The 19,174-nt window shown below is 70.7% G+C and carries 20 protein-coding genes; 9 read left to right on the top strand and 11 right to left on the bottom strand.

Going from position 1 to position 19,174, the window contains the following annotated elements:
* Positions 1-6: 6 nt before the first annotated feature.
* Positions 7-582 carry a GNAT family N-acetyltransferase gene (locus tag LAJ50_RS20120; RefSeq protein WP_138652463.1) on the top strand — a complete coding sequence of 192 codons (576 nt, stop codon included), beginning with the start codon at positions 7-9 and terminating at the stop codon, positions 580-582.
* On the opposite strand, the gene LAJ50_RS20115 is transcribed toward LAJ50_RS20120, so the two are convergent.
* Positions 575-862 carry a hypothetical protein gene (locus LAJ50_RS20115; RefSeq protein WP_138652461.1) on the bottom strand — a complete coding sequence of 96 codons (288 nt, stop codon included), beginning with the start codon at positions 860-862 and terminating at the stop codon, positions 575-577. The genes LAJ50_RS20120 and LAJ50_RS20115 overlap by 8 nt on opposite strands.
* 478 nt (positions 863-1,340) lie before the next feature.
* On the opposite strand from LAJ50_RS20115, the gene LAJ50_RS20110 reads away from it, so the two are divergent.
* From LAJ50_RS20110 to LAJ50_RS20085, 6 genes are all read left to right on the top strand, one after another.
* The gene (locus LAJ50_RS20110; protein ID WP_138652459.1) at positions 1,341-2,129 is read left to right on the top strand and encodes an ATP-binding cassette domain-containing protein; all 789 of its coding nucleotides are present in this window, start codon (positions 1,341-1,343) and stop codon (positions 2,127-2,129) included.
* A 10-nt stretch (positions 2,130-2,139) separates the two neighbouring features.
* On the top strand, positions 2,140-2,889 hold the full coding sequence (locus LAJ50_RS20105; protein WP_138652457.1) for an MlaE family lipid ABC transporter permease subunit: 750 nt from the start codon (positions 2,140-2,142) through the stop codon (positions 2,887-2,889).
* A gap of 135 nt (positions 2,890-3,024) precedes the next feature.
* The gene (gene mlaD / locus LAJ50_RS20100; protein ID WP_138652455.1) at positions 3,025-3,561 is read left to right on the top strand and encodes an outer membrane lipid asymmetry maintenance protein MlaD; all 537 of its coding nucleotides are present in this window, start codon (positions 3,025-3,027) and stop codon (positions 3,559-3,561) included.
* Positions 3,558-4,220, top strand: a complete 663-nt coding sequence (locus LAJ50_RS20095) for an ABC transporter substrate-binding protein (protein ID WP_138652453.1) — start codon at positions 3,558-3,560, stop codon at positions 4,218-4,220. The genes mlaD and LAJ50_RS20095 overlap by 4 nt, the downstream gene beginning before the upstream one ends.
* 8 nt (positions 4,221-4,228) lie before the next feature.
* Positions 4,229-4,528, top strand: coding sequence for an STAS domain-containing protein (locus tag LAJ50_RS20090; protein WP_138652451.1), 300 nt, complete (start codon positions 4,229-4,231; stop codon positions 4,526-4,528).
* 50 nt (positions 4,529-4,578) lie between these two features.
* The gene (locus LAJ50_RS20085; RefSeq protein WP_138652449.1) at positions 4,579-5,610 is read left to right on the top strand and encodes a VacJ family lipoprotein; all 1,032 of its coding nucleotides are present in this window, start codon (positions 4,579-4,581) and stop codon (positions 5,608-5,610) included.
* Between the two features lie 73 nt (positions 5,611-5,683).
* On the opposite strand, the gene LAJ50_RS20080 is transcribed toward LAJ50_RS20085, so the two are convergent.
* From LAJ50_RS20080 to LAJ50_RS20055, 6 genes are all read right to left on the bottom strand, one after another.
* A complete protein-coding gene (locus tag LAJ50_RS20080; RefSeq protein WP_130551434.1) occupies positions 5,684-6,226 on the bottom strand; it encodes a glutathione peroxidase in 543 nt (180 codons plus the stop codon).
* A gap of 36 nt (positions 6,227-6,262) precedes the next feature.
* Entirely contained in the window at positions 6,263-6,529 is a 267-nt protein-coding gene (locus LAJ50_RS20075) for a hypothetical protein (RefSeq protein WP_130551435.1), read from the bottom strand.
* Positions 6,530-6,656: 127 nt separating this feature from the next.
* Positions 6,657-6,938 (bottom strand): hypothetical protein, encoded by a 282-nt coding sequence (locus tag LAJ50_RS20070; protein ID WP_138652447.1) that lies wholly within the window; start codon positions 6,936-6,938, stop codon positions 6,657-6,659.
* A gap of 433 nt (positions 6,939-7,371) precedes the next feature.
* Positions 7,372-8,958, bottom strand: a complete 1,587-nt coding sequence (rmuC, locus tag LAJ50_RS20065) for a DNA recombination protein RmuC (RefSeq protein WP_138652445.1) — start codon at positions 8,956-8,958, stop codon at positions 7,372-7,374.
* 59 nt (positions 8,959-9,017) lie between these two features.
* Positions 9,018-9,515 (bottom strand): hypothetical protein, encoded by a 498-nt coding sequence (locus tag LAJ50_RS20060; RefSeq protein ID WP_138652443.1) that lies wholly within the window; start codon positions 9,513-9,515, stop codon positions 9,018-9,020.
* 98 nt (positions 9,516-9,613) lie between these two features.
* Positions 9,614-10,624 carry a zinc-binding alcohol dehydrogenase family protein gene (locus LAJ50_RS20055; protein WP_138652441.1) on the bottom strand — a complete coding sequence of 337 codons (1,011 nt, stop codon included), beginning with the start codon at positions 10,622-10,624 and terminating at the stop codon, positions 9,614-9,616.
* A 100-nt stretch (positions 10,625-10,724) separates the two neighbouring features.
* Here LAJ50_RS20055 and LAJ50_RS20050 point away from each other — a divergent pair, with 100 nt between their 5' ends.
* Positions 10,725-11,627 (top strand): LysR family transcriptional regulator, encoded by a 903-nt coding sequence (locus tag LAJ50_RS20050; protein ID WP_138652439.1) that lies wholly within the window; start codon positions 10,725-10,727, stop codon positions 11,625-11,627.
* 150 nt (positions 11,628-11,777) lie between these two features.
* Here LAJ50_RS20050 and LAJ50_RS20045 read toward each other — a convergent pair whose 3' ends face one another.
* The 4 genes from LAJ50_RS20045 to LAJ50_RS20030 form a co-directional block, all read right to left on the bottom strand.
* Entirely contained in the window at positions 11,778-12,284 is a 507-nt protein-coding gene (locus LAJ50_RS20045; RefSeq protein WP_138652437.1) for a hypothetical protein, read from the bottom strand.
* 65 nt (positions 12,285-12,349) lie between these two features.
* On the bottom strand, positions 12,350-13,792 hold the full coding sequence (locus LAJ50_RS20040) for a heavy metal sensor histidine kinase (protein ID WP_138652435.1): 1,443 nt from the start codon (positions 13,790-13,792) through the stop codon (positions 12,350-12,352).
* Positions 13,789-14,472, bottom strand: coding sequence for a heavy metal response regulator transcription factor (locus tag LAJ50_RS20035; RefSeq protein ID WP_130520616.1), 684 nt, complete (start codon positions 14,470-14,472; stop codon positions 13,789-13,791). The genes LAJ50_RS20040 and LAJ50_RS20035 overlap by 4 nt, the downstream gene beginning before the upstream one ends.
* Positions 14,473-14,724: 252 nt before the next feature.
* Entirely contained in the window at positions 14,725-17,478 is a 2,754-nt protein-coding gene (locus LAJ50_RS20030; protein ID WP_171044568.1) for a TonB-dependent receptor, read from the bottom strand.
* Positions 17,479-17,734: 256 nt separating this feature from the next.
* Here LAJ50_RS20030 and LAJ50_RS20025 point away from each other — a divergent pair, with 256 nt between their 5' ends.
* Positions 17,735-19,171: a glycoside hydrolase family 30 beta sandwich domain-containing protein gene (locus LAJ50_RS20025; protein WP_138652431.1), complete on the top strand. Its 1,437-nt coding sequence runs from the start codon at positions 17,735-17,737 to the stop codon at positions 19,169-19,171.
* The last annotated feature ends 3 nt before the right edge of the window (positions 19,172-19,174 follow it).

Raw genomic sequence — 19,174 nt, 5'->3', positions numbered from 1 at the left:
GCGCGGATGTCCGCCGCGCCCGGACCGTCGCAGGAGTTCCCGCAGCGTGTGGCGACCTTCGCCGCGCCGGCGTCGCTGGAGGCGCGCGGCATCGGCCTGCGCGCGGCGCGGGCCGCCGACCTGGACTGGCTGCGCACGCTCTACGCCAGTACGCGCAGCACCGAACTCGCCGGCGTGCCGTGGCCTGAGATGGCCAAGCGTGCCTTCCTCGACCAGCAGTTCGCCCTGCAGCACGCGCACTATCTGCGCCATTTCGGTGACGCCGACTTCCTGATCGCAGAAACCGCGCATGGAGCACTGGGTCGGCTCTACCTGGACCGCAGCCGTGCCCCGCACGTGCTGGTCGACATCAGCCTGTTGCCGGCCTGGCGGGGGCAAGGCATCGGCACCGCGTTGGTCGTCCATGCGCAGGCACTGGCAAGCGCCGCCGGGCAGGCGCTGACGCTGCACGTGATGCATGCCAATGCGGCAGCGCAGCGGCTTTACGCGCGACTGGGTTTCATCCCCGCCGAGGCCGGCCAGACCCACCTGGCGATGCGCTGGAGCGCCGATGGCGCAGGCTCGCCGGCCACCGTCAGTTGAAGACCGCCTGATACAGGAATCCGTCGCGCTCGCGCGCCACCGGCACCAGGAAGATCCCGATCTCGCCCAGGCGCGGATGGCGCATCTGGTAGGTCTGCTGCGGAAACAGGAACGACGAGCCATTGCGGAACAGCAGCGAGAACGGGGCGCGCCGGGCCGCGGCGGGCGCCGGCAGTGGCCGCGCTTCGACCAGCACGAACGCCACTTCGCCGTCGTTCAATTGCGCCGCGAACGTCTCGTTCACGCTTCCGGCGAAGTGCTCCAAGCTCAACAGTTCCATTGTTGATTCCGTGCTCGACAGGTCCTGGCGGCATCGTCGCGTGCCCGGGCGATGCGCACAAGCGCCACGATGGTCGCGACCGCGGGCCGGGCCGCGGTCCCGATCCCGGGCGATCGACAAGCCGCAACGCGCGCTCTCTTGAAACGCACACCTGGCGCGGCGGACGCGCCGGATCCCGCCTGGGCGGCTGGAGATCGGCTGCCGTTTTCAGGCAGCGACCGAAGACTTTTCGCTCGTCACCAGGGGCTCATGGCGCCACTGATGGACGCGACCTCGAGCGGACCTGCGAGGTTGGCCGCATGTCGCTCTTGTCACGCAGCGTTGCGACAGCGGAGACGGGCGCCACGTGCAAGGCATAGCGCGGTCGAGCTACAATTTTTGAACTGGCCGGTGCAGTCATGGTGGCATTCAGTCCGTGCAGGCCATGCTTAACCGATTTTTCGCATTCCGCCCTCCTCCCGCTCCGCCAGACGATCGCATGCCGCATTCCCACGCTCCTGCTGCGAAGTTCGATGCGGTCCGCCTGGATCGCGGTGGGCGCACGATCCTCTCCGGTCTGGACCTGGTGGTGCCCAAGGGCAGCATCACCGCCGTGCTCGGCCCCTCGGGCAGCGGCAAGTCCACGCTGCTGGCGGCGCTGACCGGCGAGCTGGTGCCGGCGGCCGGCACGGTGGCGCTGTTCGGCCAGCCGATCCCGCGCAGCGCGCGCGCGCTGCTGGAGCTGCGCAAGAACCTCGGCGTGCTGCTGCAGGGCAACGGCCTGCTGACCGACCTGACCGTGGCCGAGAACGTCGCCCTGCCGCTGCGCACGCATACCGCGCTGCCGGGCGCGCTCGTCGACCAGCTGGTCGACCTGAAGCTCAACGCGGTCGGCCTGCGCGCCACCGGCGGGCTGTATCCGCGCGAGTTGTCCGGCGGCATGGCCCGGCGCGTGGCCCTGGCCCGCGCGCTGGCGCTGGACCCGCCACTGATGATCTACGACGAGCCGCTGACCGGGCTGGACCCGATCGCCTCGGGCGTGATCATGTCGCTGATTGGCCGGCTCAATCATTCGCTGGGCCTGACCAGCGTCATCGTCAGCCACCACGTGCACGAGACCCTGCCTGTCTGCGACCAGGCCGTGGTGATCGCCAACGGCAGGCTGGTGTTCTCCGGCACGCCGGCGCAGCTGGAGGCCAGCGAGGATCCGCTGGTGCGCCAGTTCCTGCGCGGCGCGCCCGACGGCCCCATCCCCTTCGACAGCGCCGCCTCGGCGCGGGCCGCATAGGACCTGCCTGATGGCCTTCGCCACTTCCATCCGCTCGCTGGGTGCCGCCGGGCTGTTCTCGCTCTCGGTGCTGCGCGCCTCGGTGCCCACGCGCGACTTCTGGGCCGAGCTGACGCGCGAGATCTACAAGATCGGCGCGCGTTCGCTGCCGATCATCGCCGTCGGCGGCGCGTTCGTGGGCCTGGTGCTGACCCTGCAGGGCTATCGCACGCTCACCACCTTCGGCGCCTCCGATGCGCTGTCCACGCTGCTGGGCCTGTCGCTGTACCGCGAGCTGGGCCCGGTGCTGACCGCGCTGCTGTTCATCGGCCGCGCCGGCAGCTCGATCGCCGCCGAGCTGGGCCTGATGCGCGCCACCGACCAGATCAAGGCGCTGGAGCTGATGGCCATCGATCCGGTGGCCAAGGCGGTGGCGCCGCGCTTCTGGGCGGCGGTGCTGACCGTGCCGCTGCTGACCGGGTTCTTCTGCTCGCTGGCGATTAGCGCCAGCTGGTTCGAGGCGGTCAAGGTGCTGGGCCTGGACAACGGCACGTTCTGGTCGGCGCTGCAGGGCAGCGTGGATGTCTGGGACGACTTCGGCGTGGCCCTGCTCAAGTCGGCGATCTTCGGCGGCGTGGCCGCGCTGGTGGCCGCCTACGTGGGCTTCAACGCCGAGCCGACCATCGAGGGCACCTCGGTGGCCACCACCCGCGCGGTGGTCAACGGCTCGCTGCTGGTGCTGATGCTCAACTTCATCCTCTCGGCGATGCTGTTCCAATGACGCGCCTTCTGCGCCAGCGCCCGCACGCCTCCACGCGAGTCCTCGCACGCGCCCGCACATCCGCATGCGGGGATTCAACGAAAATCAGGCTGCGATCCACGTCGTTGCCTCGTTCAGCACACAGGTGAAATGACCATGGCCGCACGCGGACCACGACTCGAATTTGCCGTCGGCGCCTTCCTGCTGCTGGCACTGGCCTCGCTGCTGGTGCTGGCGCTGGCCTCGACCAACCGCTCCTTCGGCTTCGGCGGAGGCGGCTACGACCTCAAGGCCCGCTTCACCAACCTGGGCCAGCTGCGGGTGCAGGCGCCGGTGAAGATCGGCGGGGTGGTGGTCGGCCAGGTCGCCAACATCGCGCTGGATCCCAAGACGTTCGACTCGGTGGTGACCCTGCGCATCGACGGCCAGTACAAGGCCCTGCCGGCCGACACCTCGGCCGGCATCTTCACCAGCGGCCTGCTGGGCGAGAACTACATCGGCCTGTCGCCGGGCGGCGACCCGGACGTGCTCAAGGCCGGTGACGAGATCACCTACACCCAGCCGGCGGTGGACCTGCTGCAGCTGGTCGGCAAATACATGTTCAGCGGCGGTGGCAAGCCCGCTGGCGACGATTCCGCGGCCAGCCCGGCGCCTGCGCCGGCCGCCACCGCCCCCAAGGGAGACACCCCATGAAGCGTTCCACCATCACCCTCGCCCTGGCCGCCGTCCTGGCCGCCGCCGCCCCGACCGTCGCCCTGGCCCAGGCCTCCGCCGCGGCCGCCGCGCCCGCGCAGGGCTCGGCCAGCGCAGTGGTGCTGAGCCAGTCCACCCGCGTGCTGACCACGCTGGAACAGCGCCGGGCCGAGTTCAAGTCCAACCCGGCGGCGCTGAAGGCGTTCATCAAGAACGAGTTCAACACCGCCTTCGACGGCAACTACGCCGCGCGCCTGGTGCTGGGCGTGCACGGCCGCGGCGCCTCGGATGCCGATGTCAGCGCCTTCGCCGATGCGCTGGCCGACAACCTGACCGCGCGCTACGGCCAGTCGCTGCTGGATTTCAACTCGCGCCTGCGCGTACGGATCAAGTCCGAGACCCCGCTGCCCAACGGCAAGGGCGTGCGCGTGTCCAGCGAGATGCTGCGCGAGAGCGGCGACCCGGTGCCGGTGGACTACCTGCTGCGCAACGTCGGCGGCCAGTGGAAGGTCTTCGACGTGATGATCGAGGGCATTTCCTACGTGCAGACCTTCAAGAACCAGTTCGACGGCCCGCTGCGGCAGAAGTCCATCGCCCAGGTCACCGCCGACCTGCGCGCTGGCCGCCTGCAGGCCTCCGGCGATACCGGCCAGCGTTGACCGCGGACATGAGTGACGCGGCAGTCCGACGCGACGGTCCGGCCCTGATCTTCACCGGGGCGCTGGACCGTGCCGCCGCGCAGGCGCTGTGGCCGGCCGCGCAGCGCGCGCTGGACGGCGCGCAGCGGCTGGACGTGTCGGCCGTGTCGGCGCTGGACAGTGCCGGCCTGGCGCTGCTGGTGGCGCTGGCCGCGCGCCTGCGTGCCGCAGGCAGCGGCGCGGTCACCGTGGAAGGCGCCGCGCCCGGCCTGGCCGAGCTGTGCGCCGCGTATCGCCTGACACCGGCGCTGGATTACCAGCCCGCTTGATTGACCGGCGCCGACACCGCGTCGGCCCGCCCCCAGAGGGATCTCAGGAAATGAAGACCTTGCACCTGCTGTCTCCGCTGCTGACCGGCCTGCTGCTGGTCGGCTGCGCGTCCAATGCCGCCAAGCCGACGGCGCCTTCGGCCGGCACCACGGTGCCGCCGCCGCCCGCCACCGCACCGGCGGTCGAACCGCCACCGCCGGCACCCGCCACACAGGCCGCCGAGCCGGCCGCGGCACCGCCCGCCGCCGCGACCAGTGCGCCGCCGACCAGCGCCGAGGGTGACTACGGCGCCATCTACGGCACCTCGTCCTACGACCCGGTCGCCGATCCCACGCTGCCGCCGCCCGCCGAAGGCGCGCCGCCCAGCTACGACCCGTGGGAGAAGTGGAACCGCAAGGTCCACGCCTTCAACAACGTGGTCGACCGCAACGTGGCCAAGCCGCTGGCCACCGCCTACGTCAAGGTGGTGCCGCGCCCGGTGCGCAACGGCGTGCACAACTTCTTCGACAACCTCGGCCAGCCGCTGACGGTGGTCAACAGCCTGCTGCAGGGCAAGCCGGGCGAGGCCTGGGATGCGCTGGGGCGGTTCCTGATCAACACCACCGCCGGCGTCGGCGGCGTGATGGACGTGGCCACCCGCGACCAGGTGCCCAACACCAGCGAGGACTTCGGCCAGACCCTGGGCGTGTGGGGCTGGCGCCAGTCGCGTTACCTCGAGCTGCCGCTGTTCGGCCCGCGCACGGTGCGCGACACCTTCGGCCTGGTCGGCGATGCGCCGCTCTCGCCGGTGCAGCGCGTGGAGAACGACAAGGCCCGCATCTTCCTGCAGGGCCTGCAGCTGGTCGACGTGCGCACCCAGCTGATGTCGCTGGATTCCATCCGCGAAGGCGCGGTGGACGAATACGCGCTGTTCCGCGACGGCTGGCTGCAGCGGCGCAACTACCAGATCAGCGACGAAGGCGAGCGCAGCCGCCGCAAGGGGCACGCCAACGACGACCTGCCGGCCTACCTGCGCGACGACGACGACAATCCGACCGTGCCGATGGACGCCATCCCCACCATCATGCCCAACGCGCGCTGAGTCGCAGCCCGCGTCAACGAAGAAGGCCGCCCTCGCAGGCGGCCTTCTTCGTTTGCACCGGGGGCGTTGGCGGTCAGACGGCCAGCGCCGCGTCCACGGCCTCGCGCAGTCGCGCGTCGTCGGCCGGCACATCCGGAGAGAAGCGCGCCACGACGCGACCATCGCGCCCGATCAGGAACTTCTCGAAGTTCCACAGCACGCCCGGCGCCGGATTGACCTTGATGTCCAGGCCCTTGAGCTTCTCGCGCAGCGGGCCTTCGCCGATGGCGACCGGCTGGGCGTTGACCAGCGCCTGGTACAGCGGATGCACGCTGTTGCCGGCCACCGAGATCTTGGAGAACAGCGGGAAGGTCACGTCGTACTCGGTGCTGCAGAAGCTGGCGATCTCCGCATCGCTGCCCGGCTCCTGCTCCTTGAAGTTGTTGGCCGGGAAGCCGAGCACCTCCAGACCGGCCTCGTGCTTGTCGCGGTACAGCGCCTCAAGCCCGGCGTACTGCGGCGTCAGGCCGCACTTGGACGCGACGTTGACCACCAGCAGCACCTTGCCGCGGTAGTCGCCGAGCGTGGCCGGCTGGCCGTCGATGGTGGTGAGGGGAATGTCGTACAGGCTGGTCATCGGCGCAGGCTCGCACTGGGAGGGAGGAACGGGCCGCTAGTCTAGGCTGGAAATGTTAACGCCGGCTTCCGCCACGCCCGGGGGCATGTGGACTTCCGTGTCGTCGTCCCGCACCCGGGCGACCAGGCCGCGCCGGTCGAGCAGGGGCGCCGCGGCCAGCAGCCAGTCCGGGTAGGCGCGCACGCTGACGACCAGTGCGCAGGTGCCCGCCGCATCGATGCGGGGCGGGCCGTGGATGGCGCCGATGGACACGGTATGGCCGAGCAGGCCCAGCTCCTCGAGCGTGCCGATGACTTCGCGCATCATCCGCTCCGCGTTGGTGTTGGCGCGGACGAAGCGGTAATAGCGGCGGTCGGGCGTGTGCGTCCGCGACGCTGGCGGCGCGCCCGGCGCCGCAGGAACTTCGGAATGGGGAGCCTCTTGCCCGGAATCAGACACCGGCGGTGCCACAGAGCGTCACGACTCTGGCATTGAGATGCCGCGCCTCGAGCAGCGCGCACAGGCGCCGGCCGACCTCATGCACACCGGTCAGACTCTGCGGGCCATACAACGTATAGGTGGGACGCTCATCGCCGTAGGGCTGCAGGCGCCGCCCGACGTGGACGGCGTTCACCCCGCTGGCCCGGGCCCAGAGCTCGCGCAGTTCGGCGGGCCCAATGCTGTTGTTCGCGCCAAGGGTGAACGAGAACATTGCCACGTGCGGCTGCGCCATCGATCCAGTTCCTGATTTGCGCCACATGCCGGACGCACCCAGTCGCAGGCTATGGACCCTACGCGCGCTGCCGTTCCGGAAACGTGAGGGGCATCGCAGGGGCGGCATCTGATGGCGGCGCGGACGACGCCGCGGCGCGCAACGGGCGCGCCGGAAGGATGGACACGTCCCGGCCATGAATCCGGAACGGCCTTGCAAGCGCGGGAACGCCCGACGAAACCGTCACCGTCATTCCCGCGAACGCGGGAATCCAGCGCCTTTGCTGCTTTGCCGAGCATGTCACTGGGCTCCCGCGTCCAGGGGAACGACGAGATCATGCGTTTTTACGCGAGGGAGCCTGCGTGGCGGCGCCTGAGCGCGGCTATCGCCGCAGACGCGAGGTCGCACTCCCACGGGTGTCGGCGCACGCGCTGCCAGACACCCGGCCGCGTGCTCAGGCTTCTTCGTCCTCGCCGCCCGCAGCGGTGCCCTCGTCGGCGTCGCCGATCAGGTCCTCGCCCAGCAGCGCCTGCGACTGCGCGCCGGCCAGCGTTTCCACGCCGCGCAGCTTGCGCTCGATGGTGCGGGTCTTGCGGCTGGCATCGCCCAGGCTCTTGCCGACGGTGTGGATCTGCTTCTCGGCCTTCTCCAGGATGCCGGCGAACTTGCCGAACTCGCCCTTCACCGCGCCCAGCAGCGCCCACACCTCGCTGGAGCGCTGCTCGATGGCCAGGGTGCGGAAGCCCATCTGCAGGCTGTTGAGCAGCGCGGTCACCGTGGTCGGGCCGGCGATCACCACGCGGTGCTCGCGCTGCAGCAGATCGACCAGGCCGGGGCGGCGGATCACCTCGGCGTACAGCCCCTCGGTGGGCAGGAACATCACCGCGAAATCGGTCGTGCGCGGCGGCACGATGTACTTCTCGCAGATGGACCGGGCCTGCACGCGGATGGCGCGCTCCAGCTGCGCGCCGGTGGCGCGCACGGCCTCGGCATCGCCGGCCTCCTGCGCGTTGAGCAGCTTCTCGTAGTCCTCGTGCGGGAACTTGGAATCCAGCGGCAGCCACACCGGCGCGTCCTGCGCGCCGCGCCCGGGCAGGCGCACCGCGAAGTCGACCATCTCGTTGCCGTCCTCGCGCAGCTTGACCCCGCGCTGGTACTGCTCGGCGGTAAGCGTCTGCTCGAGGATGCTCTCCAGCTGCACCTCGCCCCAGCCGCCGCGCGACTTGACGTTGGTCAGCACGCGCTTGAGATCGCCCACGCCGGTGGCCAGCTGCTGCATCTCGCCCAGGCCGCGCTGCACCTGCTCCAGCCGCTCGGAGACGAGCTTGAAGGAGGCATCCAGGCGCTCGTTGAGCGTGCCCTGCAGCTTCTCGTCCACGGTCACGCGCATCTGCTCGAGCCGGGCCGCGTTATCGGCCTGCAGGCGCTGCAGCTGCTGGTCCAGCGTGGCGCGCATCTCGCCGATGCGCGCCTCGTTGCGCTGGGTCAGCTCGGTCAGGCGCAGGCCGAGCTGCTCGTTGAAGCGGCCCAGCGATTCGCCGCTCTCGCTGCGCGCCTTGCGGCTGTCCTCGGCCAGCTGCTCGCGCAGCGCGGCCATGTGCGTGTCGCTGCGGGCGATCAGCTCGGCCAGCTGCTGGCCGAAGGCGACGATGCGCGCCTCCTGCTGGCGGCCGAAGGTATCCAGCTGGGTGCGCATGTCCTGCAGGCGCGCGCCGAGCAGTTCGGCGGTGCGCTGCTGGGCCTCGCCGCCCTCGGCGCGGGCCTTGCGCGCGTCCTCGCCCAGCGCCTCGCGCAGCTGGTCCAGGCGCGTGTCGGTGCGGGTGGACAGGTCGGTGAGGTTGCGGGCGAACAGGTCCAGCCGCGCATCCTGCTGGCGCGCCAGGCCGTCGAGCTGTTCGCGCAGTTCGCTGCGGCCGCTGCGCTGCTCCTCGCGCAGGGCCTGTTCCAGCGCGCCGTGCTGGCCGCGGCGCAGCAACAGGACCAGTTGCAGCAGGAGGACGACGGCGATCAGTACGCCCAGGATCAGGGTGTCGGCTTGCATGGCGCGCAGTGTATCGGCCGCCGGTCTCAGGCATTGCGCCGGCGCGCCTCAGGAGCTGCCTACCGCTTGGGCAGCTGCCAGATGCGGCGCGCCAGGCGGCGCGCGGCGGGCGTGTCGGCCACCTCGATGCGCACGCCGTAGGGCACCAGGCGGCGGCCCAGTTCGACTAGCGCCGCATGCGGCAGCGCCTGCAGGCCGATCACCAGCGGCGGCCCCTGGCGCGGCGCGAGCCCGAGCATGGGCACCGCGCGGCCGTAGGACCAGATCCCACGCGGCGCCGACAGCCAGGCGCGCGCGACCTGCGCCAGCGCGATGCGGCGCACGCCGAACAGGGTGCGGACCTGCAGCGAGGTGGCGTCCAGGGTCAGCCGCAGCCGCCACAGGCCGGCCACCAGCAGCCCGGCGGGCACCAGCGCGCACACCATCAGGCCGAGGCTGCCGGCGCGCGCGCCGGCCGCGCACAGCGCCAGCAGCAGCGCCACCAGCACGCCCACGCCGATGCGCGCCGCCATCGTGGCGCGGTAATCCTGTGCGGGGTGTGGCGCCTGCGCGTTCATGGCTCGTCGGTTGCCTGCGTGGGCCGCGAGTATGCCGCGTGCGCTGCGCGCGCGGCAGGCGCTGGCCCGGACACGCGGAGCGCGAGGCGTCGCCGGCCTCAGTCGAAGCCTTCCAGCACCAGCTTGCCCTTGGCCTTGCCGCTTTCGATCAGGGCATGGGCGCGGCGCAGGTTGGCGGCGTTGAGGGTCCCGTAGTGCTCGCCGAAGGTGGTGCGCAGGGTGCCTGCATCGATCAGCGCGGCCACGCGGGTGAGCAGGTCGTGCTGGGCCTGCATGTCCGGGGTCTGGAACACCGAGCGGGTGAACATGGACTCCCAGTGCAGCGAGAGGCTCTTGGGCTTGAGCGGCATCGCATCGAGCGAGGGCAGGTCGTCGATCAGCGCCAGCTGGCCCTGCGGCGCTAGCAGCTCGATGAACTGCTCGTAATAGCTGCCGGTGTGGGTGAGGCTGGCCACGTGCTGGACCTGTTCGATGCCCAGCGCCTGCAGCTGCGGACCCAGCGGCTGGCTGTGGTCGATGACGTGGTGCGCGCCCAGGTCGCGCACCCAGGCCTGGGTCTCGGGGCGCGAGGCGGTGCCGACCACGGTCAGTGCGGTCAGCTTGCGCGCCAGCTGCACCAGGATCGAGCCCACGCCGCCGGCCGCGCCGGTGACCAGCAGCACCTGGCCTTCGCCCTGGCCCTCCGGGATGCGCAGGCGGTCGAACAGCAGCTCCCAGGCGGTGATGGCGGTCAGCGGCAGCGCGGCGGCCTGGGCATCGTCCAGGCTGGCCGGCTTGCGCGCGACGATGCGCTCGTCCACCAGCTGGTATTCGGCGTTGCTGCCGGGGCGGTTGATCGACCCGGCGTAGTAGACGACCTCGCCCGGCTTGAACAGGGTCACCGCCTCGCCCACCGCCTCGACCGTGCCGACCGCGTCCCAGCCGAGCACGCGCGGCTCGGTCACCTGCGCGCGATGGCGCACCTTGGTGTCGACCGGGTTGACCGACACGGCGTGGACCTTGACCAGCAGGTCGCGCGGGCCCGGCACGGGCTGGGGCAGGTCGACATCGACCAGCGCGGCCGGGTCGTCGATGGGCAGGCCAGCCTGGAGATAGGCGACGGCTTTCATGGGGAAGCTCCGTGAAGTGGGGACAGGCGCCCATCTTGCTCCGCGCGTTTTGCCGTGTTAACCGGCAGAATCGAGCATCACTTTCACTGCAGGAGAGAAAATGGTCCGGCTCGACGACCTGGCGCTGTTCGTGCGCACCGCGGCGCTGGGCAGCTTCTCGGCGGCCGCGCGCGAGGCCGGCCTGCTGCCCGGCCAGGCCAGCGCGGCGATCAAGCGGCTGGAGCGCGAGCTGGACCTGCGCCTGTTCGTGCGCACCACGCGCGCCCTGCGCCTGACCGCCGAGGGCGAGCAGTACCTGGAAACCGCGCGCGAGGTGCTCGACACCCTGCGCCAGGGCCGCGAGCGCCTGCGCGGCGACGACGCCCCGCTGTCCGGCACCCTGCGCCTGGCCGCGCCCTCCGACCTGGGCCGCAACATCCTGCTGCCCTGGCTGGACGACTTCCATGCCGCCCACCCCAGGCTGAGCGTGCAGCTGCTGCTGTCCGACCAGGTCACCGACGTGTTCCGCGAGCCGGTGGACGCGGCCGTGCGGCAGGGGCGCTTCGACGACGCGCGCTACGTGACCCTGCCGCTGCTGCCCGACAACCGCCACGTGCTGGTGGCCTCGCCGCAGTACATCGCCAGGCGCGGGCGACCCGCCCGCCTGGAGGACCTGCGCGAGCACGAGGCGGTGCTGTACATGCTCGGCGGCCGCGCCTACGACCGCTGGAACTTCGACGTGGACGGCCAGCGCCAGGTGGTCCAGGTGCGCGGCCAGCTGCTCAGCAACAACGCCGATGTGACCCGGCAGTGGGCGCTGGCCGGCCACGGCATCGCCTACAAGTCGTGGCTGGACGTGCATCGCGACATCGCCGCCGGCCGGCTGGAGTGGCTGCTGCCGCAGTTCGGCGAACCCTTCCCGATCCTGCTGGTGTGCCCGCACCGGCGCCAGTTCTCGCCCGCCGTGCGCCAGCTGCACGCGCTGCTGGCGCAGCGCCTGCAGGCGCCGGCGCGCGCGGATTGAGCGTCCGTGCCGGCAGGCCTCGGAGCGAAAGCGCGCGTCTGGTGAGAGCCGCCATGGCGGCGATGTGGCGCTACCGGGAAGGTCCCATCGCCGCCATGGCGGCTCCCACCTTGGAGCCTGCAAGGGGACGCTTGAGCGCGAGATCCGCGCTCAAGTCACACAGGTGATCATGGCGAAGAAGGCGGTGGCCTCGCCGTCGATGCTGGCACTGAAGCCGCCGGCCGGGGCGTCGAGGCCGCAGCTGTCCTGGCGGATGCGCAGCGTGGCCGCCAACGCATTTGACTGCGCCGACCACACCGCCACGCGGCCGGCCTCGATCAGGGGGATGGCGACGTAGCCGGCATCGTGCAGCGGTGCCAGCGACACCGGCTGGCAGCCCTGCGCATCGGCCGGCTGGTCCTTGGCCGCGGCCAGCACCGCCTTGGCGCGCTTGCCCATGATCCGCACCATGCGCGCATCCAGCGGCAGGCCGTCGCCGCGCTCCTCGGCTAGCGCCTGCAAGGTGTCGGCCGAGACCAGCAGATGGCTGCCGTGCGGCGCGTCCTGGTACAGGGCCAGGCAGTGGGCCGGCACCTGCGTCTGCACGGTGACGGTGCGCGCGGCCGGCGCGGTGGCCGCGGCGGCGGCCAGGAGCGTGGACAGCAGGGAGGCGACCATGGCGGGCGACGCGGTCCTTCGGCACGGCGGCCCAGGGGCCGACCCGTGCACTTTAAACGCGCCGGTCAGTGCGAGGGTTGCGGCAGCTGCGCGGGTTCGCGCCCGGCGCGGCCGGGCTTCTCGACGCGGGTCGGCGCGGGCGGGGTCACGCGCGGCAGGCGCAGGCCGATGGCGACCTCGCCCCCGCGCGACTGCGCGAACACGCTGCCGCCGTGCAGCTGCGCGACCGCCTTGACGATGGCCAGGCCCAGGCCGTGGCTCTGGTCGCTGCCGGTGCGCGAGGGGTCGGCACGGTAGAACCGGTCGAACAGATGCGCCAGCTTCTCCGGCGGGATCGGCGCGGCCTGGTTGCGCACGGTCACCGTCACCGCGTCGGCCCCCTCGGCGATGTCCACGTCCACCGCGCTGCCGGCCGTGCCATGGCGCAGCGCGTTGTCCAGCAGGTTGGTGATGGCGCGCGCGTACAGCGACTGCTCCACGCAGGCGCGGGCATCGCCGCGGATGCGCAGCTCCAGGCCGGCGTCTTCCATCAGCATTTCCATGAACTCGGCCGCGTGCGTGGTGGCCTCGTTGAGCGAGACCTCGACCAGGTCGCGCGCGGTCTCGCCGCGGTCGGCGCGGGCCAGGAACAGCATCGAGTTGACGATGTTGCGCAGGCGTTCGAGCTCTTCCAGGTTGGACTGCAGCGTGGCCTCCATCTCCTCGGCCGTGCGGGCGCGCGAGAGCGTCACCTGGGTCTCGCCGATCAGGTTGCCCAGCGGCGTGCGCAGTTCATGGGCCACATCGGCGTTGAAGGCGTTGAGCTGTTCGTAGGCGCGCTGCAGCCGGGTCAGGGCCTCGTTGAGCGAGACCACCAGGCCATCCAGCTCGGTCGGCAGGTCGTTGGCGGGCAGGCGCAGGGTGACGTCGCGCACGTCGAGGCGGCGGGCGTGTTCGCTCAGCCGGTCCACCGGCGCCAGGCCGCGGCGGGCGATCCACCAGCCCAGCCCGGACACCAGGCCGATGGCGACCACGCACAGCACCACGATGCCCACGGCCTGCAGCCACTCGGCGGCCTCCACGTCGCGCCGGCCGGCGGCGACCATCAGCTGCACCGCCGGGCGCTCGCCCATCGCCGGCAGGGCGTGGGTCAGGGTGATGTAGCGCTGGCCGTTGGGCAGCGAGGCGCTGCCGAAGCCTTCGCCATGCGCATCGAAGCTGGCCCGGTCCAGGAAGCCGTTGCCCACCCGGAAGCGCGGGTCCGCGCTGTCGGCCAGGAAGTACAGGCTGCCGTCCTCGGGCGTGAAGTCGGCCAGCTTCTCGCGGAAGTACGACCAGTGCTCGGCGTCGTTGGCGCGCTGGGCCAGGCGCTCGACCAGCATCAGCCGCGCGCTGAGCTGCTCGCGCTGGTTGCGCTGCAGCTCGTAGGACTGGAACAGGAACAGCGAGACAGCCAGCACCGCCAGCACCACCGTGGCCGCCAGCCCGAACATCAGGGCCAGCCGCGCCGCGATGGAGCGGGTGGTCATGCCACCTCGCCCTCGCGCTGCTCCAGCACGTAGCCCATGCCGCGCACGGTGTGCAGCAGCTTGGTCTCGCCCGGATACTCCAGCTTGGCGCGCAGGCGCTTGATCGCCACTTCCACCACGTTGGTGTTGGTGTCGAAGTTGATGTCCCACACCGTCTCGGTGATCACGGTCTTGGACAGGATCTGCGAGCGGCGGCGCGCCAGCGCGGCCAGCAGCGCGAACTCCTTGGCCGACAGGTTCAGGCGGCGGCCACGGCGGGTGGCGCGGCGGGCGAGCAGATCGATGTGCAGGTCGCCGACCTGGATCTGGGTGGACTCGTGGGCGCGGCCGCGGCGGGTGATGGCCTGCACGCGCGCGAGCAGCTCCAGGAAGGAGAACGGCTTGATCAGGTAGTCGTCGGCGCCCGCGCCCAGGCCGCGCAGGCGGTCGTCGACCTGGTCGCGCGCGGTGAGCATGATCACAGGCGTGTCGCGCTGGGCGCGCAGGGACTGCATCACCTGCAGCCCGTCCATGCCCGGCAGCATCACGTCCAGCACGATGGCGTCGTAGTCGCCGGTCAGGGCCAGGTGCAGGCCGTCCACGCCGTTGGCGGCGTGATCGACGCTGTAGCCCTGCTCGCCCAGGCCCCGGGTCAGGTAGCCGGCGGTCTTGGGCTCGTCCTCGATGATCAGCAGTTTCATGGCGTCGTGGTAGGTGGCGGGAGCGATGCTCATGCGGCGGTCCTGTCGAAAGGTACGGCGCCAGTGTGTCCACCGCGTCCCAACGCCTTCCTGACAGCACGCTGACGATTCTGTCAGCGATTCAAGCAGTGTTGCATGAACCGCGCTGCCGCCTGTGTGGGTAGGAGCCGCCACGGCGGCGATTGGGCTTTCCCGGTAGAGCCCCATCGCCGCCGTGGCGGCTCCCACACCCATCACTGGCTACCGGGGCGCCTACAGCTCGTAGCGGAAGCCGAGCAGGTACTGGCGGCCGTACTTGGTGTACTCCTCGGGGAAGAACAGCCCGGTGCCGGTGCTCTCGCTGACCTCGGTCCGGAACGGTTCGTCGGTGAGGTTGTTGACCTGGCCGATCAGGGTCAGGCCCTCCAGCGCGCTGCCCTTGGGGAAGGCGTAGCTGAGCTGGAAGTCCAGCGTGCGCTCGCTGAGCGTGTTGCGGTACTGGCGCTGGCCGAACAGGGCGCTGTACTCGCCGCGGTAGCCGTCGCGGTAGCGCTGGCTCAGGCGCGCCGAGAAGCCGTGCTGTTCGTAGTACACCGTGGCGTTGGCCACGATCTTGGACAGGCCCGGGATGGTGTCGGTGCCGGGCGTGTTGTCGTTGGGGTCCGGATCGATCGAGGAGGCCGTGTAGCTGATGTTGAGCTGGGTGCCGAAGCCGGACAGCGCATCGCTGATCAGGCCGCCCGACAGCGCGGTGGACAGCTCGGCGCCGCGCATGTAGCCGCCCTTGCCGTTGGCCCAGGTGTTGAAGTTGCCGATGTTGGAGATCGGCTGGGTGCCGTCCGGATCGGGCGTGTAGCCGCTGAAGTCCCAGGTCAGGTTCTGGCGGTAGATGTAGGTCTGCAGGTTCTTGCGGAACAGGGCCAGGCCGACGTAGCTGCCCTCGCCGAAGTACTTCTCGAAGGACAGGTCGAAGGCCATCGCCCGGTACGGCTCCAGCCGCGGGTTGCCGCCGCTGCCCGACCAGCGGCCGGCCTCGGCGCCGCTGTCGATCACCCCGGCGCCGGCATCGGCGCTGAGGTAGTTGATCGGCGGGCGCATCATCACCTTGGCCGCCGAGGCGCGGATCAGCCAGCCTTCGCCGAAGTCGAAGATCAGGTTCACGCTGGGCAGGAAGTCGCTGTACTGCGTGCCCAGCGTCAGCGGGGTGATCTGCGAGGTGTTGGAGGCGTTGAAGCCGGTGGAGGACTGGTCGGTGGTGATGTATTGCATGCCCGCGTTGCCGCGCACGCGGATGCGGTCGGTCAGGTCCATGTCGAGGTTGGCGCGCACGTAGTAGGTATTGACCTTCTCCTCGACGGTGAAGTCCTTGCGCTGGTCGTCGTTGGATTCGCTCAGCACCACGTCGTAGTAGCGGTCCATCAGCGCCCACGGGTTGAACGCCATGACATCGCCCATGCCGGTGAAGTCCAGCGACACCGGCGCGTCCAGCAGCGAAGGATCGACCCGCTGCGGCACTTCGCCCGGCAGGAAGGCGAAATACACCTCGGCCGACTTCTCCTTGGTGCGCTTGTTGAGGTTGACGCCCACATCGACGCTGCGCACCACGGCGTTGTCCAGCTCGTGGTTGAAGTTGAAGCGGCCGGCCTTGATGGTGTCCTTCTGCCGGGAGTTCTCCAGGCGCCCGTCGTGGTTGTAATGCTGCGGATCCCACAGATAGACGGCGTTGGGATCGGCCATGTCGGGCAGGGCGAACTGCGAATAGCCCGGCGAGGTCTTCAGGTCGAAGTCGATCGACTGCCCGTCCAGGCGCCCGGCGTACAGCTCCAGCGCGGACTGGTCGCGCTTGGCGCGCGAGTAGCTGAGGTCGGCGGTGAGCGTGCTGGCCTGGCCGAGCTTGAAGACGTTGTTCCAGCCGACCGAGAACAGCTTGTCCTGGCGTCGGTTGCTGTCGTTGCGCACCAGCGGCTGCACGTTGTTCAAGGTGCCGCTGGTCACCACCGGACGGCCGTCCTTGTCGGTGGTGGTGGCGTTGGAGAAGCTCACGCCCTGCCCGTTCTCGCCGACGAACCACGGGTCGTTGTTCCACATCGTCCCGTGCATCACCTCGTCCTGGTCGAACTTGGAGTAGTACAGGTCCAGGATCGAGTGGAAGCGGTCGTTGGGCTTGAACTCGAACACGCCCATCACGCCATCGCGCTGGAGGTCGCGCGACTTGATCCAGCCCTCGGCGCCTTCCAGCGTGATCGCGTTGGCCGGGCGCCCGGCCTGGGGCGGGTCGCCCCAGTCCACGCCGTCCAGGTCCGCCCACCACCACGACTTGTAGTGCTGCTCTTGGAAGGGCGAGTTGAGCCGCGCCACGCCCAGGGCCACGCCGATGGTGTCGCCCGCGAACTGGTCCACGTAGGAGGCGCTGGCGCGATAGCCGCGCTCCTTGCCATCGTCGCTGAGCTTGCCCAGCGAGTTGTACTCGCCCTGCCCGCCGAACACGATGCGGCGCTCGGACAGGTCCAGCGGGCGGATGGTCTGCAGATCGACCGTGCCGGACAGGCCCTGGCCGATCAGCGCCGCGTCCGGGGTCTTGTAGACGGTGACCGCGTTGATCAGCTCGGACGGATACTGGTCGAACTCCACGCCACGGCTGTCGCCGGTGCTGACCTGTTCGCGCCCGTTGAGCAGGGTGCCGGCGAACTGCTCGGACATGCCGCGGATGTTGATCACCTGGGCGCGGCCGTCCACGCGCTGGGTGGCCAGGCCGGGCAGGCGCGAGATCGAATCGGCGATGGACACATCGGGCAGCTTGCCCAGGTCCTCGGCCGAGATGGTCTCCACGATCGAGGTCGCCTCGGCCTTCTTCTCGACCGCGTTGGCGATCGCCGCGCGGATGCCGGTGACCTTGACGCTGTCCAGGGTCTTGGCGTCCTGCGCCTCGCTTACCGGGCCAGGATCGGTCTGCTGCGCCTGCGCCTGCGCCTGCAGCGCCAGCAGGGCCAGGCAGCAGGCGCTGGCGAGGCGGCGAACGACGGGCATGCGACGGATGGAGGCACACGGCCCCCGTGATGGAGTGGACGTCATCTGATTGCCCTCCCAGGCGTCTGACAGGCGCCGTGATACGGCCATCTGCCGAAGCGTGTCAATCGATTGCAGCCCTTGAAGCAATCGATTGCATGTCCGCCACGTCAGACCGCCCTCGGCACACACCACGCGGCGCGGATCTTGCGCGGCGCAGCATGTCATTGGCGCGGGCTTGAGGCAGGTTGTGGGGCCGTCGATGAGGCCGCGCGGCATGAACCGGCAGTCGTTTCGCACAGGCCTGCCCGGCCTGTTCCTCGCCTTCGCCTTGTGCGCCGGCGCCTCCGGGCAGACGCCATCGCCGCAGGTGCAGGCGTGGCTGACCACGCACGATCATCGCCAGGCGCTGGCGCCGATGGCGCCCGTCGCGCTGGACGCGCCGGCCGCGCTGCCGATCGCGATCGAGGTCCATGCCGATGCGCCGCGCCAGGCGATGGTCGGCTTCGGCGCCTCGATCACCGACGCCTCCGCGCAGGTGCTGCAGCAGCTGCCGGCGTCCGCGCGCGAGGCGCTGCTGCAAGAGCTGTTCGGTCGCCAGGACGGCGGGCTGGGCCTGGGCTTCACCCGGCTGACCATCGGCGCCTCGGACTTCTCGCGCCGCCACTACTCGCTGGACGACACGCCGGGCGATGCGCCCGATCCGCGGCTGGCGCGCTTCTCCATCGCGCCCAACCTGGGCGATGTGGTGCCGGTGACGCGCGCGGCCCTGGCGATCAATCCGCAGCTCAAGGTCATGGCCTCGCCCTGGAGCGCGCCGGCGTGGATGAAGTCCAACCGCAGCCTGGTGCGCGGCACGCTGGACCCGGCGGCCTACGACGCGTTCGCCCGCTACCTGCTGCGCTATGTCGACGCCTACGCGCAGCAGGGCATCCCGATCTGGGCGCTGACCGTGCAGAACGAGCCGGACTTCGAGCCCAAGGACTATCCCGGCATGCGCCTTAACGCGCCGGCGCGGGCGCTCTTCATCGGCGAGCACCTCGGCCCGCTGCTGGCGGCGCGCGGCGAGGCGGCGCCGCTGCTGTTCGACTGGGACCACAACTGGGACAAGCCCGAGGAACCGCTGGCCGTGCTGCGCGATGCCAAGGCCAACCGCTACATCGCGGCGGTGGCCTGGCATTGCTACGGCGGCACGCCTGACGCGCAGTCCAGGGTGCGGCAGGCCTTCCCCGACAAGGACGTCTACCTGACCGAGTGTTCGGGCGGCGACTGGGAGCCGCTGCGCAGCGGCGGGCTGACGCTGCAGGCGCGGCGCCTGATCATCGAATCGGTGCGCCACGGCGCGCGCGGCGTGCTGTTCTGGAACCTGGTGCTGGACCAGGACGGCGGCCCGCATGCCGGCGGCTGCGACACTTGCCGCGGCGTGGTCGACGTCGACACCCGCAGCGGCGCGGTCACGCGTACAGACGAGTACTACGCGCTGGCCCACGCCAGCCGCTTCGTGCGGCCCGGCGCGCGGCGCGTGGACTCCAGCGGCGAGGTGGACGGCGTGGACAACGTGGCCTTCGTCAACGCCGACGGTGGCCGCGTGCTGGTGGTCACCAACAGCGCCGACGCGCCGCGCACGTTCTCGGTGCGCGACGGCGCGGTCGGCTTCCACGCCGCCCTGCCCGCGCGCACCCTGGCCACCTTCACCTGGGCGCCAGCGCGCTGACCC

Source organism: Pseudoxanthomonas sp. X-1 (genome assembly GCF_020042665.1).
Lineage (GTDB): Bacteria > Pseudomonadota > Gammaproteobacteria > Xanthomonadales > Xanthomonadaceae > Pseudoxanthomonas_A > Pseudoxanthomonas_A spadix_A.
This window is presented reverse-complemented; position numbering and strand designations above follow the sequence as displayed.